This window comes from Pseudomonas cyclaminis (genome assembly GCF_015163715.1).
GTDB classification, from domain to species: domain Bacteria; phylum Pseudomonadota; class Gammaproteobacteria; order Pseudomonadales; family Pseudomonadaceae; genus Aquipseudomonas; species Aquipseudomonas cyclaminis.
In genome coordinates, this window is record NZ_JADDUM010000120.1 from 1 (window position 1) to 15,914 (window position 15,914).

General features: G+C 61.2%; 11 protein-coding genes and 4 pseudogenes. 1 reads left to right on the forward strand and 14 read right to left on the reverse strand.

The window, feature by feature from the left end:
• Window positions 1-215: 215 nt before the first annotated feature.
• The 4 genes and pseudogenes from IQK56_RS16095 to IQK56_RS16110 all read right to left on the reverse strand — a co-directional run bounded on the left by IQK56_RS16095 (window position 216) and on the right by IQK56_RS16110 (window position 4,030).
• Window positions 216-1,550, reverse strand: coding sequence for a flagellar hook-length control protein FliK (locus IQK56_RS16095; RefSeq protein ID WP_193862579.1), 1,335 nt, complete (start codon window positions 1,548-1,550; stop codon window positions 216-218).
• Window positions 1,551-1,635: 85 nt separating this feature from the next.
• Entirely contained in the window at window positions 1,636-1,980 is a 345-nt protein-coding gene (locus tag IQK56_RS16100) for an Hpt domain-containing protein (protein WP_122308304.1), read from the reverse strand.
• A 30-nt stretch (window positions 1,981-2,010) separates the two neighbouring features.
• Window positions 2,011-3,728: pseudogene (locus tag IQK56_RS16105) on the reverse strand (ATP-binding SpoIIE family protein phosphatase).
• Window positions 3,725-4,030: an STAS domain-containing protein gene (locus IQK56_RS16110; protein WP_122308302.1), complete on the reverse strand. Its 306-nt coding sequence runs from the start codon at window positions 4,028-4,030 to the stop codon at window positions 3,725-3,727. The pseudogene IQK56_RS16105 and the gene IQK56_RS16110 overlap by 4 nt, the downstream one beginning before the upstream one ends.
• A 184-nt stretch (window positions 4,031-4,214) precedes the next feature.
• On the opposite strand from IQK56_RS16110, the gene IQK56_RS16115 reads away from it, so the two are divergent.
• Window positions 4,215-5,444, forward strand: coding sequence for a hypothetical protein (locus IQK56_RS16115; protein WP_193862577.1), 1,230 nt, complete (start codon window positions 4,215-4,217; stop codon window positions 5,442-5,444).
• A 33-nt stretch (window positions 5,445-5,477) separates the two neighbouring features.
• Here IQK56_RS16115 and fliJ read toward each other — a convergent pair whose 3' ends face one another.
• The 10 genes and pseudogenes from fliJ to IQK56_RS16165 all read right to left on the reverse strand — a co-directional run.
• A complete protein-coding gene (gene fliJ / locus IQK56_RS16120; RefSeq protein ID WP_122308300.1) occupies window positions 5,478-5,927 on the reverse strand; it encodes a flagellar export protein FliJ in 450 nt (149 codons plus the stop codon).
• A gap of 3 nt (window positions 5,928-5,930) precedes the next feature.
• Window positions 5,931-7,288, reverse strand: a pseudogene (fliI, locus tag IQK56_RS16125) (flagellar protein export ATPase FliI).
• Entirely contained in the window at window positions 7,278-8,042 is a 765-nt protein-coding gene (gene fliH, locus IQK56_RS16130) for a flagellar assembly protein FliH (RefSeq protein WP_099584121.1), read from the reverse strand. The pseudogene fliI and the gene fliH overlap by 11 nt, the downstream one beginning before the upstream one ends.
• A gap of 10 nt (window positions 8,043-8,052) precedes the next feature.
• Window positions 8,053-9,072 carry a flagellar motor switch protein FliG gene (gene fliG, locus IQK56_RS16135; protein WP_017735208.1) on the reverse strand — a complete coding sequence of 340 codons (1,020 nt, stop codon included), beginning with the start codon at window positions 9,070-9,072 and terminating at the stop codon, window positions 8,053-8,055.
• Window positions 9,065-10,845, reverse strand: a pseudogene (gene fliF / locus IQK56_RS16140) (flagellar basal-body MS-ring/collar protein FliF). Before fliF ends, fliG begins: the two are co-directional and overlap by 8 nt.
• Window positions 10,846-10,861: 16 nt before the next feature.
• The gene (gene fliE, locus IQK56_RS16145) at window positions 10,862-11,191 is read right to left on the reverse strand and encodes a flagellar hook-basal body complex protein FliE (RefSeq protein WP_122308298.1); all 330 of its coding nucleotides are present in this window, start codon (window positions 11,189-11,191) and stop codon (window positions 10,862-10,864) included.
• Between the two features lie 129 nt (window positions 11,192-11,320).
• Window positions 11,321-12,692: pseudogene (locus tag IQK56_RS16150) on the reverse strand (sigma-54-dependent transcriptional regulator).
• 6 nt (window positions 12,693-12,698) lie between these two features.
• Complete coding sequence (locus tag IQK56_RS16155; protein ID WP_150675884.1) at window positions 12,699-13,910, reverse strand: sensor histidine kinase; 1,212 nt, start codon at window positions 13,908-13,910, stop codon at window positions 12,699-12,701.
• A gap of 110 nt (window positions 13,911-14,020) precedes the next feature.
• A complete protein-coding gene (locus tag IQK56_RS16160) occupies window positions 14,021-15,496 on the reverse strand; it encodes a sigma-54 dependent transcriptional regulator (RefSeq protein WP_150675832.1) in 1,476 nt (491 codons plus the stop codon).
• A gap of 169 nt (window positions 15,497-15,665) precedes the next feature.
• A partial coding sequence (locus IQK56_RS16165) for a flagellar protein FliT (RefSeq protein ID WP_193901754.1) occupies window positions 15,666-15,914 on the reverse strand: 249 nt, incomplete at its 5' end.

Sequence of the window (15,914 nt, forward strand, 5' to 3'; positions counted from 1 at the left end):
GCGTGCCTGCCAGGTGGGCAAGGGGCGCAATTGTAGAGAAGGGGAAGAAAGCGCGCAAGGTGATTGGTGATTATTTGAACAACCTCCCAAACACCACAAAAACAATGTGGGAGGGGGCTTGCCCCGATAGCAGTGTGTCAGCTAAACACTGGCTGACTGATACACCGCAATCGGGGGCAAGCCCCTCCCACATTTTGACCTGCACACGGTTTGAGTCAGGCGTAGTAATCGACGGCGCTGGAGCCGATCACTGTAGAGGTCACGGGTGCCACGGCTTCAGCCACATCAATGTGGTTGCCGCTGTCACTGCTGTCGCCACCCCGCCCAGCGCGACTCACGCCACTGGTCTGGGCCTGCTGTTGCTGCTGCTCCTGACCACGGGACTGGTCGGACACATTGACGTCCACCTGCCCCATGCCCTGTTGCGCAAACATCTCCCGCAGGCGGCCCGACTGGCTTTCCAGCGCTTCACGCACCACCGGATGAGCACTCATGAAATTGACCTGGGCTTGCTGGTCGGCGGTCATGTTGACCTTGATATCCAGGCGACCGAGTTCAGCCGGCTGCAACTGGATCTCCGCCGACTTGAGGTTGGCGCTGGACAAGTACATTACCCGATTGACGATCTCGTCGGTCCAGCCGCTCTGGTGCATGGCCAGTGGCGCATTCGTCGTCGGCGGCAAGGCGTTGGCCGTTCTCGGCGTGGCCGCCTGGGTCAATGCCGCCAAGCGATTGGCGAAATCATCGACGCGGGTGTCGCTGCTGGCGTTTTTCAGGTCTTTAAGGCCGCCTTCGATCAAGCCGCTGAAGGCCTTGTCGCCACCTTGGTCAGTGCTGTCTTTGGTGGCTTGCTGATCGACCATGGTGGCCAGGCCAGCGGCAAAGTTCTGTGCGGCGGTTGGCTGGTCCTGAGTGGTCGTCGGCGCAGTTTTGGCCGGCGCCTGACTGCTGGCCGACACGTGACCGCCCTGCTCCATCGCCAGGCGCACGGCCGGCATGGCATCCAGGGGATCGGCCTGGGGATCGAAAACCGGCTTGGCCTCCTCGGTTGCTGCGATCGGCGCAGCGACCAATGGCTGGGCCTTGTCGTCCTTGGCCGCAGCGGCGGGTACCGGGGTTTCCACCGGCATCGGCACCGGCACGACCACAGGCACGACGGCGGCAATCATGGCCGGATCGACGACAGGATCTGCCGGAGGCTGCTGCGCCACGGCCGGGTCGGCGGGTGCATCGTCATCCGTGTTGGCGCTGTCGTCAGACGGTTTGGCAGGCAAGGTATTGCCGCTATCGGCAACCGCCGGTGTACTGGCGGCAGGCTTGTCGGTACCGGCAGCCGGCTTGGCGCTGGCGTCGGCAGGCTTGTCCCGCGTGGGTTTGGCCGGGCTGTCGTCGGTTTTGAGCGTCGGTTTCGAGCCTTGGCTGGCGAACACTTGCGCGAAGCCAGGGCCCTTGTCCCGTGGGTCCGCAGCCGCTACCGGTGGATTGGCAACGGGCGCTTGAGGCTTGGCCGCGGGGGCAGCCTGAAGAAGCGAATTGGGGGCGACTGACATAGGTAAAGGTCTCCACTGCATGGGGTCGGGGATGCAGTCTCTGGAGGTAGAGCAAGAGTTGGGCCAGGTCTATGGGTTGTACCCATCAAAGTTGAAACCGTTGCCGTTCATGCTCATACAACGGCCGAACCAGCGCAAATTCCCGATCAATCTGATCCACCAATCCCCCCAAGTCCGAAGCAGCCTCAACAGACTCAGCCTCCAGCAACTGACACAACTGCGCCAACCGCACCGCCCCAAGGTTGCCACTGCTCCCCTTGAAACTGTGCGCAATCCGCCCCAGCGCCTTGGCATCATCCCGCGCCTGGCGCAGCGCCTCGACGCGTTTCTGGGAGTCGTCCAGAAAGGTATCAAGCAGCTTGGGATACTCGCCTTCCATTACCTCCTGCAAACCCGACAACACATCCGGGTCCATATGTATCTCTGCCACTTGCTCGCTCCCTGATCAAGAATCGGCGGATTATGCCAGAACCCCCCAGCAAAACTCCACGCAGACACTGCGCCCACCGTCGGACCAGCGTACCTCGCTACTCAGTTGGCGCACCAGGCTCAGGCCCCGACCAGACAGACGGTCCACGTCCAGCGGCCGCGCCAGTATCCGTTCCACGTCGAAGCCCGGCCCGCTGTCTTCCAGGCGCAGGGTCATTTTGCCGCCCATTGGGGTGGGCACCACTTGCACATGTACCCGCACGTAACCGCTGTTCAACTGCGCCAGGCGGTCGTTGCGCTGGCGATAATATTCGGCGAAACCCTGGGCATCGCGCTTGAGCCGCGAGTCCAGCCCGAGCACGCCGTGCTCCAGGGCATTGGAATACAACTCGGCCATCACACTGTAGAGCGCCCCGCTCTGCTCGCGCAGGCCGTGGATTTCCAGCAGCAGTTGCAGCAGATAGGGCAACGGGTTGTAGCGTTTGAGGGTTTCGGCACGGAATTCGAAGCTGACCGACCAATCCAGCGGGCACGATTGGCCGCTGTCGGCATACAACGGGCCGGTGGCGCGCAGTGACTGGCCGGCCCGCAGGGTGATTTCCACCATGCTCACGTCATCCCGCGCCTCACCGCGAAACGCCGCCAGGGCCTGTTCGATGTCCTCGAACAGACGATTGGGCTCGCGATTGGCCGCAAAGACCTGCTGCAAACGCTCGGCACCGAACAGTTGATCGTGGGCATCGGCGGTATCCAGCACGCCGTCGGACAGCAAAAATACGCGGTCGCCCAAGGCCATGGGCCAAACCTCGGTGCGGTCATCAAAGGCCTGCGCCGACAGCACCCCCAACGGCAAATGCCGCGATTGCAGCGGCGTGCGCTTGCCGGTGGCGACCTCATGCACATAACCGTCGGGCATACCGCCGTTCCACACTTCCACCGCACGCCGCTCGGTGCTCAGGCACAACAGCGTGGCGCAGCAGAACATGTCCACCGGCAGGATGCGCTTGAGCTTGGCATTCATCTCCCGCAGGATCTGAGACAGGCCATAGCCCTTGGCGGTCATGCCGTAGAACACCTCCGCCAGGGGCATGGCGCCCACTGCCGCCGGCAGGCCATGGCCGGTGAAATCGCCGAGCAGCACGTGCATGTCGCCCGACGGCGTGTAGGCCGCCAGCAGCAGGTCGCCATTGAACAGCGCATAGGGCGATTGCAGGTAGCGGATGTTCGGGGCGGCGTTGATGCAGCCGGAGTGGGCGACCTTGTCGAACACCGCCTTGGCCACCCGCTGCTCATGCAGCAGATAGTCATGGTGCCTGGCGATCAGGTCACGCTGTTGCAACACCGTGGCTTGCAGGCGGCGCAGGCGGTCCATCGCGTTGATCTTGGCCGCCAGGATCAGTTGGTTATAGGGCTTGGGCAAAAAGTCATCACCGCCGGCATCCAGGCACTCGGCCAGGGCGCGCTATCGCGCAGGGAGGTGAGGAAAATGATCGGGACCAACTCCTCCCCCGCCAGTTGCTTGATCCACCGCGCAGCGCCGTAGCCATCCATCACCGGCATCAACGCATCCATCAGCACCAGTTGCGGACGCTCGCGGGCGAAGAGTTCGACAGCTTCTTCGCCGTTGGTGGCGGTAAGCACCTGATGCCCCTGGCGTCGCACAATAGTCGACAGCAGCAGAAGATCGGTCGCATTGTCATCGGCGATCAGGATCGTCAGCGGCTCAACCGCAGGGGCCAGGGCGCTCAATTGATGTCGAACAGCTTGTCGAAGTTGGAGATGGCGAGGATCTTGCGCACGTCGGAGTTGCTGTTGATCACCCTGACTTGCGCATCGTCCCCACCCGCATGATCGCGCAGCAGCAGGAGCATGCCCAGGGCCGAACTGTCCATATACGTGGTGTCTTTCAGGTCGACCACATAGGACTCAGGCACCTTGTAGAAACGCTCGTAGGACCCACGAAAGTCCTGATGACTGCCGAAATCAAACCGGCCCTTGATTGCAATCGTCAACTTCTTCCCATCCAGGGATACTTCTGACTCGACTGACATACGACGGCTTCCTTGTCATGGGCATAGACACAAGGTTTAGCAGGTGATCACGCTGTGGGCAACACAGCGCATCAAATCTAGAGCCGGCCTGTCGCTGCACATCAACGCACTGGAACCGAAAGCACGATTTTTCTCACACACTCCTGAGTGCAAATAACCTGCGTATTCAAGAGAAAATCCTACAATGTATAAAATTATCTCCAGCCCCATCGCCAACCGGCACGCGTATGGATCAGAGGTAACGCCGGATTCAACCGGTGCGACATCTACCCTGACGTTACCCACACCCACAGAGTCGCAAACGCGGGAAAAACAAGCGGGCCCACACCACTCGCCTCAATACAGGTTGACCCGGCAGTTTCCCCATCAACCAGAAACCCCATCCGTGTCAGGCGGCAATCATGTCGCGCGCGCTAACCCAACGTTGACACTACTAAGCAGGACGTCCTTAAACGATGAGCTGAAAAAATCAATTACTGATCTTATAAAGAGTTCCGGACCAAAGCTCTTTCAGCATCGGCCGCAGGAACTGAAGAAGGCCATTGACTTGCTCCGCCCGTTGAGCAAAAGCACACAGTTGACGCCGCCCGACAAGCTCACGCTGATAGATGCAAGTGAGCAGTTACAGGTGGTGCGCGAAAAGACACTGGGCCGCTACCCTGACGCCGACGCTCTGACTCTCCAGTTAGACCAGTTCATTGGTTCCGGCACCGAATTGCACAGTGCCGTGAACCAGCTGGCTAAACATTTTGAACGGGCTGCGACAGTCACGTCGTTTGAGAGCTTCATGAAGAAAAATCACCCCGCGATGGTCACAACGGACAGCCACGGCAAAACGACATTAACGGCGCAAGGCGCCCAGAACTACACGCCGCTCCAGCAGCGATTTAAAATGGAGACCCAGTCCCGATATGTCATTGCACTGCCCAACGAGCGTTGCGCCGCACTCAGCGATGACGTGGTTAAAATCGTTGGGGATGGCTATTCACGCTATCAGAATGCATTGCGCAAACCTGACAACTCCATACCCACCAAGCGGCGCCTGTTGGAATGCGCACAGATCATCAGCCAGTTAGCCAGCGCAACACCAGAAGCGGTTAAAAAAGAACGTATTGCAACGGTCTTTCCTGGCGGATTAACAGACCCTTCCGAGTTGGTGCAAGGACATACCTATAAAGAAGAGGGCTTCGTATTCATCGGCGGTGAGCGTGAATCCGATAGCGGGCACCTTATGCAAATCAAGATGAGCAAAGGCTACCCGGTGGATGCCCGTCGATATTACGGGCACTCCCTGAACAGCGAGAAAAAGCTGCAATGGATTTCACTGCCCGGCGCCGAGTTCAGATTCGATGGCATCAAAAACCAGGAATTCAGACCAATTTATAAGTTTTCGCAAGTGGATCGACACGCGTAACCCTGCACGACTGTGGTTGGGCAGTGCCGACCTTCAGAACTGCCCCTGGCGTGGTAAACGCTGGGACAACTCATCCAGCAGCTTCTGCTCGCGCTTGTCTTCCAGGGCCCGCGCCTCATCGATATAGCGCTGCACCAGCTTGCGCAAGCCTTCGACTCGCGCAAACGCTTCCTGCCAACTTTCGCGGGCTTTATCGAGGTTGTTCTGGTGCCAGGCCAGGCTCTGGCGCTGTTGGCCCACGGCTGTTTCCAGTTGATTGAGAAAGCCCTGGTAGCCCATCAGCCACTGGCCCGAAACGCCCTTGGTGCCGCGCTCGATCCATTGCTGTTGGTACTCGCCGCGAAAGCGTTCCAGGTCGCCCAGTTTGCTTTCGGCCAAGCGCACCTGGCCCTGGAAATAACCCAGGCGCTGCACGGCGGTTTTTTCGGCCTTTTCGGCCATGTCCACCACCGGGGCCAGGCGTGCGGCGCGGCTGTTGGCCATGGCTTAGCCGCCTGGCGCAGGCGCGAAGATGGAGTGCAGATGGGCTTCGCTTTCGCCCATGCTGATCTTGTCGTTGAGGCCCTGGCGCAGGTAGGTCACCAACTGCGGTTGCAGGGCGATCGCCAGGTCGGTGTCGCGATCGCCACCGGCCACGTAGGCGCCGACGCTGATCAGGTCGCGGCTCTGTTGATAGCGCGACCACAACTGCTTGAACTGTTGCGCACGGACCATATGCTCCGGCGTGACCACCGCCGGCATTACCCGGCTGATGGACGCTTCGATATCGATGGCCGGGTAGTGCCCTTCTTCGGCCAAGCGGCGCGACAGCACAATGTGACCGTCGAGCACGCCCCGCGCCGAGTCGGCGATGGGGTCCTGCTGGTCATCGCCTTCGGACAATACGGTGTAGAACGCGGTGATCGAGCCGCCACCGGCCTCGGCGTTACCGGCGCGCTCCACCAGCTTGGGCAGCTTGGCAAACACGGACGGCGGATAACCCTTGGTCGCCGGCGGTTCACCGATGGCCAGGGCGATTTCCCGCTGGGCCTGGGCGAAACGTGTGAGCGAGTCCATCAGCAACAGGACGTTCTTGCCCTTGTCACGAAAATATTCGGCGATGCGCGTGCAGTACATCGCGGCGCGCAAACGCATCAGCGGCGCATCGTCCGCTGGAGAGGCGACAACGACGGAGCGCTTGAGGCCTTCTTCACCGAGGCTGTGCTCGATGAACTCCTTCACCTCGCGGCCCCGTTCGCCGATCAGCCCCACCACAATAATGTCGGCCTCGGTAAAGCGCGTCATCATGCCCAGCAACACCGATTTACCCACACCGGTACCGGCGAACAGGCCCAGACGCTGGCCGCGGCCGACCGTCAATAATCCGTTGATGCTGCGAATGCCCACGTCCAGAGGGACGCTGATGGGGTTGCGGTTGAGCGGGTTGATGGTGGGGCCGTCCATCGGCACCCAGTCTTCGGCTTTCATGCCGCCCTTGCCGTCCAGTGCGCGACCGGCGCCGTCCAGCACGCGGCCGAGCATGCTCATGCCCATGGGCAGGCGACCCGTATCGGCCAGCGGCACCACGCGGGCGCCAGGGGCGATGCCCGCCAGACTGCCACGGGCATCAGGAAAATCTTGCTGCCGGAAAAACCCATCACTTCCGCTTCGACCTGCACCGGGTGGTAGCTGTCGTCGTTGATCACCATGCAGCGGCTGCCCATGGCGGCGCGCAGGCCCTCGGCTTCCAGAGTCAGGCCGACCATACGCAGCAAGCGCCCTTCGAGGATTGGCTGGCCGGGCAGTTCAGTGGCTTCGACGTAGCCGCTCAGGCGCTTGGCGAAGCTGGTGCGATCAAGGCGCATCGGTAGCGTCCAGGTCCACGCTGAGGTCAGGTTCGGCGGGGTTCAATACCTGCTCGTGAACTTGATCCAGCAGCTTGGCCATGATCTGGCTGATGCGGGTTTCCACCGTGGCATCGATGCGGCTGTGTTCGGTCTCGACCCGGCAACCACCAGGCTGCAGCGCTGCGTCTTCGACGATGCGCCAGGTTTCTTCATGGCGCTCGCGCAGGGCTTTGACCTGCTCGAAATCCTGCGGGTTGATGTACAGCCGCACATTGCCGACACCCAGGGGCAGCAGCTTGAGGGCTTCGCGCATCACGCTTTCGATATGGCTGGAATCGAGCACCAGTTCGCGCTGGATCACCTGGCGGGCAATGTGCTCCACCAGGCCGACCATGGATTTTTCGATCTGCGAATCCTGCTCGGCGATGGGGTCGAACAACACCCCCATCAAACGCTCCAGGCTGGCCAGCTGGACGCTCAGCGCCGCTTCGGCCTCTTGGCGCACCTTGAGGGTGGTGCTGCGAAAACCGTCTTTTTCACCGGCCGCGAAGCCTTCGTTGTAGGCCTCCTGGCGGATGCTTTCCAACTCTTCCAGGGTCAGTGGCTGGACTTCCTCCAGCGGCACTTCTTCCATTTCCACCGGCAGTTCTTCAACCGGTTCCGGCTCAGGCTCCGGCACGTGCGGATCGAAACTGGGCAACGACCAGATGTCGAACCCACCGACATCCCGAGCGCGAATCAGATCGCTGGGCGCCTCATCTTTGTTCGACATCAGGGGCGCCTTAGATCATTTCTTCGCCGCCCTTCCCACCGAGAACGATTTCTCCGGCTTCGGCCATACGGCGGGCAATGGTGAGGATTTCTTTTTGCGCGGTTTCCACGTCGCTGACACGCACCGGGCCTTTGGCTTCCAGGTCGTCGCGCAACAGTTCCGAAGCACGCTTGGACATGTTCTTGAAGATCTTCTCCTTGACGCCTTCGTCCGAGCCTTTGAGGGCCAGCACCAGCACGTCGGAGGAGACTTCGCGCAGCAACGCCTGGATGCCACGGTCGTCGACATCGGAGAGGTTGTTGAACACGAACATGAGGTCTTCGATCTGGCCGGACAGGGTGTCGTCGATCTCGCGGATCGAGTCCATCAACTGGCCTTCGACCGAGCTGTCGAGGAAGTTCATGATGTCCGCCGCGCGCTTGATGCCACCCAAGGTGGTGCGTGCAGCGTTGGAGTTGCCGGAGAACTGCTTCTCCAGAATGGTGTTCAATTCTTTCAGGGCCGCCGGCTGCACGGTGTTCAGCGACGACACGCGCAGGATGATGTCCAGGCGTACTTTATGGTCGAAGTGGCCGAGCACTTCACCGGCCTGGTCGGGGTCGAGGTACGCGACGACGATGGCCTGGATTTGCGGGTGCTCGAAGCGGATCACGTCGGCGACCGCACGCGGCTCCATCCACTTGAGGCTGTCCAGGCCGCTGGTGTTGCCGCCCAACAGGATACGGTCGATCAGGCCGTTGGCCTTGTCTTCGCCCAGGGCCGAGGTGAGCATCTTGCGGATGTAGCTGTCGGAACCGACGCCCAGGCTGGTCTGGTCGCCGACGATCTCGACGAACTCGCTCATCACCTGTTCGACTTGCTCACGGTGCACATTGCGCATTTGCGCCATGGCCACGCCCACTCGCTGAACCTCTTTGGGGCCCATGTGGCGCAGCACTTGGGCGGCGTCGGTTTCACCCAGGGACAGCAGCAGGACTGCGGCTTTGTCGACCTTGGTGAGCTTGGCAACAGCGGCTCGATTATCACTCATCTGCGTTGATCCACTCTTTCACGACCTGGGCCACACGGCCCGGGTCTTCTGCCACCAGACTTTTGATTGCGTTCAGCTGAGCGTCATAGCCTTCGCTCGGGCTTGGCAACAGGATGCTTTGCGGGCCACCGAGGCTGACGCGGTCGTTGCCCAGTTCGCCGTCCAGGCCGCCCATGCCACCCAACTCGACGTCACTGCCACCAAACGCCGCCAGTTGTTTGTTCTTGCCGTTGCCGGTGATGTTGTTGAGCACCGGACGCAACACGCCGAACACCAGCACCAGGATGAACAACACACCCAGCACTTGCTTGACGATGTCCCAGAACCACGGCTGGGTATAGAACGCGGCTTCGGCGATGACTTCACCACGCTCGGCGGAGAACGGCATGTTGATCACGCTGACGCTGTCGCCACGGCTGGCGTCAAAACCGACGGCGTCCTGCACCAGGCGGGTGAAGCGCGCCAATTCGTCGGCGCTCCACGGTGCACGGGTAACGGCGCCATCCGCCGCATTGACCTTGACCTGATCATCGACCACCACCGACACCGACAGGCGATTGACGCGACCCTGTTGTTGCTTGGTGTGGCTGATGGACCGGTCGAGTTCGAAGTTCTTGGTGGACTGGTTACGTTTGTCCGCCGGGTACGGGGCGAGCATCGGCTGGCCGGTGGCCGGGTCCATGATCTGCTGGCCGTTGGCATCCAACAACGGCTGGCCAGGCTGGATCGCGCCAGCGGTAGCGGCGGCGCACCGGTGGTTTGCGGGGCCGAGGCCGGAGCCGGTGGCTGGTTGCTCAGGGCACCCGGCACACCTTGCGGGCCATTGCTGGCGGTGCGTTGTTCGCTGGTGGACTGCTCGCTGCGCAGGGCCGGTTGGTCCGGATTGAATTGCTCGGAGGTCGACTCGACGGCGCTGAAGTCCACGTCGGCGGACACTTCAGCCTTGTAGCGGTCGTTGCCCAGCACCGGTTGCAGGATGTTGTGCACACGCTGGGTCAGCATGCTTTCCATGCGGCGGCTGTAGTCGAACTGCTTGCCGGCCTGGGTCAGCGCGGAGTTTTCCGCCATGTCGGACAGCAGGTTGCCCTTCTGGTCGACCACGGTGATCTGGGATTTGCTCAGCTCAGGAACACTGGTCGCCACCAGGTTGATGATCGCCAGCACTTGGCCAGGCTCCAGGGAGCGGCCGGAAAACAGTTCCACGAGTACCGAGGCACTTGGCTTGCGCTCGTCGCGCACAAACACCGAGCTTTTCGGAATGGCCAGGTGCACACGGGCGCCCTTGACGTTGTTGAGGCTGGAGATGGTGCGGGCCAACTCGCCTTCAAGACCACGACGATAGCGCGTGGCTTCCATGAACTGGCTGGTCCCGAGACCCTGGTCCTTGTCGAGGATTTCAAAACCGATATTGCTGTCGGACGGCGTTACACCAGCGGCGGCGAGCTTCATGCGCGCACGGGCCACGTCGTCGGCCTTGACCAACAGCGCGCCGGAGTTGGGCTCCACGGTGTAGGCGATGTCGGCGGCGGCGAGGGTTTCCATGATCTGCTTGGAGTCCATGCCCGCCAGGCTGCCGTACAACGGACGGTAATCGGGTTGTTGCGACCACAACACCACGGCAAAACCAATTGCCACGCTCGCAGCCAGGCCGACCATCAGGCCCACCTGACGCAGCATGGTCATTTCCGAGAGGTTTTCCAGGAACGACAGGCCAAACAGCGGCGGCTTGCCGTCTGCCTTGGCGGGTACGTTGTCGGAGACTGCTTCTGCCATGACTTAAATCTCGCCCTTAAACCGGCATCTGCATGATGTCTTGATAGGCCTGAACCAGCTTGTTACGCACTTGGGTCAGAGCCTGGAAGGAGACGCTGGCCTTTTGCGAGGCGACCATTACATCGGTGAGGTCCACGCCGCTTTTGCCGATCTCGAACGCGCTGGCCAACTGGTTGGATGCCTGCTGGGTGTCACTGACTTTGTTGATGGCCGAACCCAACATGTCGGCGAAACTGCTTTGGCCCAATTGCGGCGCTGGCGCGACGGATTTCGGTTGAGCCATGGCATCCATTTGCATGGAGCGCATATCCAACATCAATCGATTGAACTCAATACCCTGGCTCATGAACTTCTCTCTCCAACCCGCAAATTTTTGACACTACGCAGCGATTACTAGGGGAGGTAGCAACAAGGGTGCCAGCTCTGTATCAAGTCGTAAGAAAAGGCGACAAACCTTGTCGACCTTGTTACCGGGTCAGGTGGCGAACAGATACGCTTCCACATCCATCCCGGCGTCGCGCATTTGCGCCAGCTTGTAGCGCAGGGTGCGCGGGCTGATGCCCAGGCGCTCGGCGGCCTCTTTGCGGCGGCCGCGCTCGGCGCGCAGGGTGTCGATGATCATCTGGAATTCGCGGCGACGCAGGTCGTCGCCCAAGGCACCGGCAGACTCCGCCTCGGCGACCGGCGCGGGCGCAAGGTAGGCAATGGCGCCGCACCGCTGCCCATGGACAGGCAGAAATCCTGGGGCTGGATCAAACCGCCCTGCTGCAGAATCAGCGCACGCTGGATGGCGTTGTCCAGCTCCCGCACGTTGCCCGGCCAGGGATAACTGATAAGGCAGGCTTGCGCCTCGGCCGACAGTCGCGCCTGGGCGTGCTTCATTTTTTTGACGTGGTTGTTCAGCAAGCGCTCGGCCAACGGGACGATGTCCGCCGGGCGCTCACGCAGCGGGCGCCAGGCCAGGGGAAATACCGAAAGCCGGTAGAACAGATCTTCACGAAAGCGCCCCGCCGCCACTTCGCCGGCCAGGTCACGGTTGGTGGTGGCGACCACACGGATGTCCAGCTGGATCGGCTTGCGTGCGCCCACGCGCTCCACTTCGCGCTCTTGCAGCACCCGCAGCAGCTTGGCTTGCAGGCCCAGAGGCATTTCCGAGATTTCGTCCAGCAGGATGGTGCCGCCGTCGGCCTGCTCGAATTTGCCCGCCTGGGCCGCAATGGCGCCGGTGAACGAGCCTTTTTCATGGCCGAACAAGGTGGCTTCCAGCATGTTGTCGGGGATCGCCGCGCAGTTGATGGCGATGAACGGTTGTTTGGCGCGCGTGGATTGCTGGTGGATGTAACGTGCCAGCACTTCCTTGCCGGTGCCGGACTCGCCGGAAATCAGCACCGTGGAATCACTGCGCGCCACGCGGGCCGCCAGTTCAAGCAATTGCGCACTGGCCGGCTCGAAGGCAATCGGGCCCTCGCCTTCGCTGGCCGGGATCACGCCCAGGGCATGCCGCGCCACCAGCTCGATCAGCGCCTTGGGCTCGAAGGGCTTGACCAGGTAGTCCGCCGCGCCTTGGCGCATAGCGTCCACCGCCCGTTCCACGGCGCCATGGGCAGTCATCAGCAACACCGGCAGTTGCGGTTGGCGCGCACGCAGCAGGGCCAGCAATTGGTGGCGTCCATGCCCGGCATGTTCACGTCACTGACCACCAGGCTGAAGGTTTCCTGCTCCACCGCCTCCAAGGCGTCCTCGGCAGAACCGACCGCCCGATAGTCATGGCCCGCCAACAGCAGCGTGTCAGCCAATGCTTCACGCAGGGCGCGATCGTCTTCCACCAACAGAACCTTGATAGCCATTACTTTTTACTCCGCGCCTGCCGCGCATGAAAACAGCGGCAGGCTTATCAGTGCACAGGTGCCACGCCCCAGTCGGGAATGCAGTTGCAATTCTCCCTGATGGGCACGCGCCACGGCCTTGACCACGGTCAGGCCGAGGCCGGTTCCGTTGGTCTTGGTGGTAAAAAAGGGTTCGCCCAGGCGCTTGAGCACCACAGGGTCGATGCCGGCACCGCTGTCGCTGATGCACAGGCGCAAGGTTTGCTCGCGGCTATACAGGTGGACTTTGAGCCGTGCACCCGTGCCGCTGGCCTGGATAGCGTTTTCGATCAGATTGAGCAGCGCGCCCACCAGGGTGTCGCGATTGCACAGCAACTCGCCGAGGTGGCTGTCGCACTGCCAGCGCACCTGGGTGTCTTGAATATGGGTGCTTGCAGCCGCTTGCAGGGCCTGCATCAGTTGGGCGGGTGTCACGCGGTCGGTCAGCGGCAATTCGCCGCGGGCGAACACCAGCATGTCGCGCACCTGGTGCTCCAATTCGTGCAGACGCTCCTTGAGACGGCCGGCAAACCGCTGCTGGGTGGCGGCGGGCAATTGCTCATCAGTCAAATGACTGGCGTAGATCAACGCCGCCGACAGCGGCGTGCGGATCTGATGCGCCAAAGAAGCGACCATCCGCCCTAATGAAGACAAGCGCTCGTGGCGCGCCAATTGGTCTTGCAGATGACGGGTTTCAGTCAGGTCGTTGAGCAGCACCAACTGCCCCGGCTCCGCATCCAGGGAACGGGTGGCAATGGACAGGCGGCGCCCGTCCTTGAGGGAGATTTCGTGACCATCATCTTCACGCGGCGCAAAGCAACGGGTGATGACGTGGCGCCACAGCTCGCCTTCCAGCGGCAGGCCGAGCATGTCGCAGGCGGCAGGGTTGGCTTCGCGCACACGGCCCTGGTCATCGATGACGATCACGCCACCGGGCAGCAGCGACAGCAGGTTTTGCAGACGGTTGGCCAGGCGTTCTTTCTCGGCCAACTCTTGCATGCGCTGGGCGCTGACCACTTCCAACTCGCCTTTAAGCTCCGAGACGCGGGCTTCGAGCAGGCTGTAGGAGTCAGTCAATTGGCTCGACATCTGGTTGAACAGCGAAAAAGCCTGTTCGAGACCCTGACGGCTTTGCTGCTCCACAGAGGGCATAAGCCCCGGGATAGAGGGGCTGGAAGATTGCTGGGCGGCGTGGGGCATCATGCTCTCTCGCTGGCTGACCGTCAGTTAAACGGAACGTTGCGAGGGCTGTAGCAATACTTGTGCCGAAAAAAAACCGCTGATAAATCAGCGGTCTTTGGAATCAGGCGTCAATCATCCGCCTGTTCATCACCTTCCCGGCGGCTCATGCCGTACTTGCGCATCTTCTCCACCAGGGTGGTTCGGCGGATGCGCAAGCGCTCGGCGGCGCGGGCGACGATGCCGTTGGCGTCGTCCAGGGCCTGCTGGATCAAGCCTTGCTCCAGGTTGCCGAGGTAGTCTTTGAGGTCCAGGCCTTCCGGCGGCAGCATGGCGGTAGAACCGAAGTCCGGCGTGTGGCCGTTGATGGCGACGCGCTCTTCCATGTCGCTGCGCAGACTGTCGACCATCTGCTCGTCTTCATCGTCGACGTAGCGGAATTTCTTCGGCAATTCGATCACGCCGATCACACCGTACGGATGCATGATCGCCATGCGTTCCACCAGGTTGGCCAGCTCGCGCACGTTACCCGGCCAGCCGTGGCGGCACAGGGACATGATCGCGGCGGAGTTGAAGCGAATCGATCCGCGCTTTTCGTGTTCCATGCGCGAGATCAGTTCGTTCATCAGCAGCGGGATGTCCTCCACGCGCTCACGCAGCGGGGCCATCTCGATAGGGAAAACGTTGAGGCGGTAGTACAGGTCTTCGCGGAAGCTGCCCACTTCGATCATGCTTTCGAGGTTCTTGTGGGTAGCGGCAATGATGCGCACGTCGACGCTCTGGGTCTTGTTGCTGCCCACACGCTCGAAGGTGCGTTCCTGCAATACACGCAGCAGCTTGACCTGCATCGGCAGCGGCATGTCGCCGATTTCGTCGAGGAACAGGGTGCCGCCGTTGGCCAGCTCGAAACGCCCGGCACGGCTGGTGATCGCCCCGGTAAAGGCGCCCTTCTCGTGGCCGAACAATTCACTTTCAAGCAGCTCTGCCGGGATCGCCCCGCAGTTGACCGGCACGAATGGCCCGTCGCGGCGCTTGGAGTGGTAGTGCAGGTTGCGTGCGACCACTTCCTTGCCGGTGCCCGACTCGCCGAGGATCAGCACACTGGCGTCGGTATCGGCCACTTGCTGCATCATCTGGCGCACGTGCTGGATGGCGCGGCTGGTGCCGACGAGGCTGCGGAACAGGTTGGGTTCGCGGTGGCGACCGCGCTCGCGGGCCTGGTCGTACATCTCGCGATAGACCTGGGCACGGTGCAGGGAATCCAGCAATTTGCTGTAGCTGGGGGGCATTTCCAGGCTGGAAAGCACGCGGCGGCGCTGGTCTTCCGGCAGCTCGACAGAAGAAATATCACCAATCAGCAAAACGGGAAGGAACTCATCCCAGGTAGACAGTGTCTTTAACAAGCCCAAAACAGCGCCTGGAGCGTTTACCGTCCCGATCAGCACACAAATGACTTCACGGCTCGATGACAACGAGCTGGCCGCCTGCTGCCAGTCATGGCTACCGCAGGGCAGATTTTCTTCGCCAAGAAAATTCAAAATCACCGCCAAGTCGCGGCGGCGGACGCTATCGTCATCGATCAGCAGAATTTTGGTTTCACGCCACATGCAATAGCAACTTCCCTAGTAAAACTTCCTGCCCGAAAGCGAGGGCAATCGAGACGCCTGTAAGACTTCTTACCTTACTAGACGTCTGAAATCTGAAAACAGCACTAGTTAAGTCAAAAATGCGGGCACAGTCAAATATATGACGCGCCGTTCGGATTAACTGAGCCATTCAGCCGAACAGATGGTAAACCTTTGACGCATTTTTAGCTTGGTTGATCTGCGACATCTCTTCAAAAATAGCCTGCCTTTCGCCCGTCGTCACCTCCAGCAATTGCTGGTAGACCGCCAAGAGGCTCTCAAGCTTCTCGCGCAGCGCATCTTCATCCACCGGCGCCTCACTGAGCACCTGCTCGATCACGTCGCGACAGCCCATATCCAGCTCGCCGATGGCGTCCCAGTTACGGTCCGCCAGCGCGCC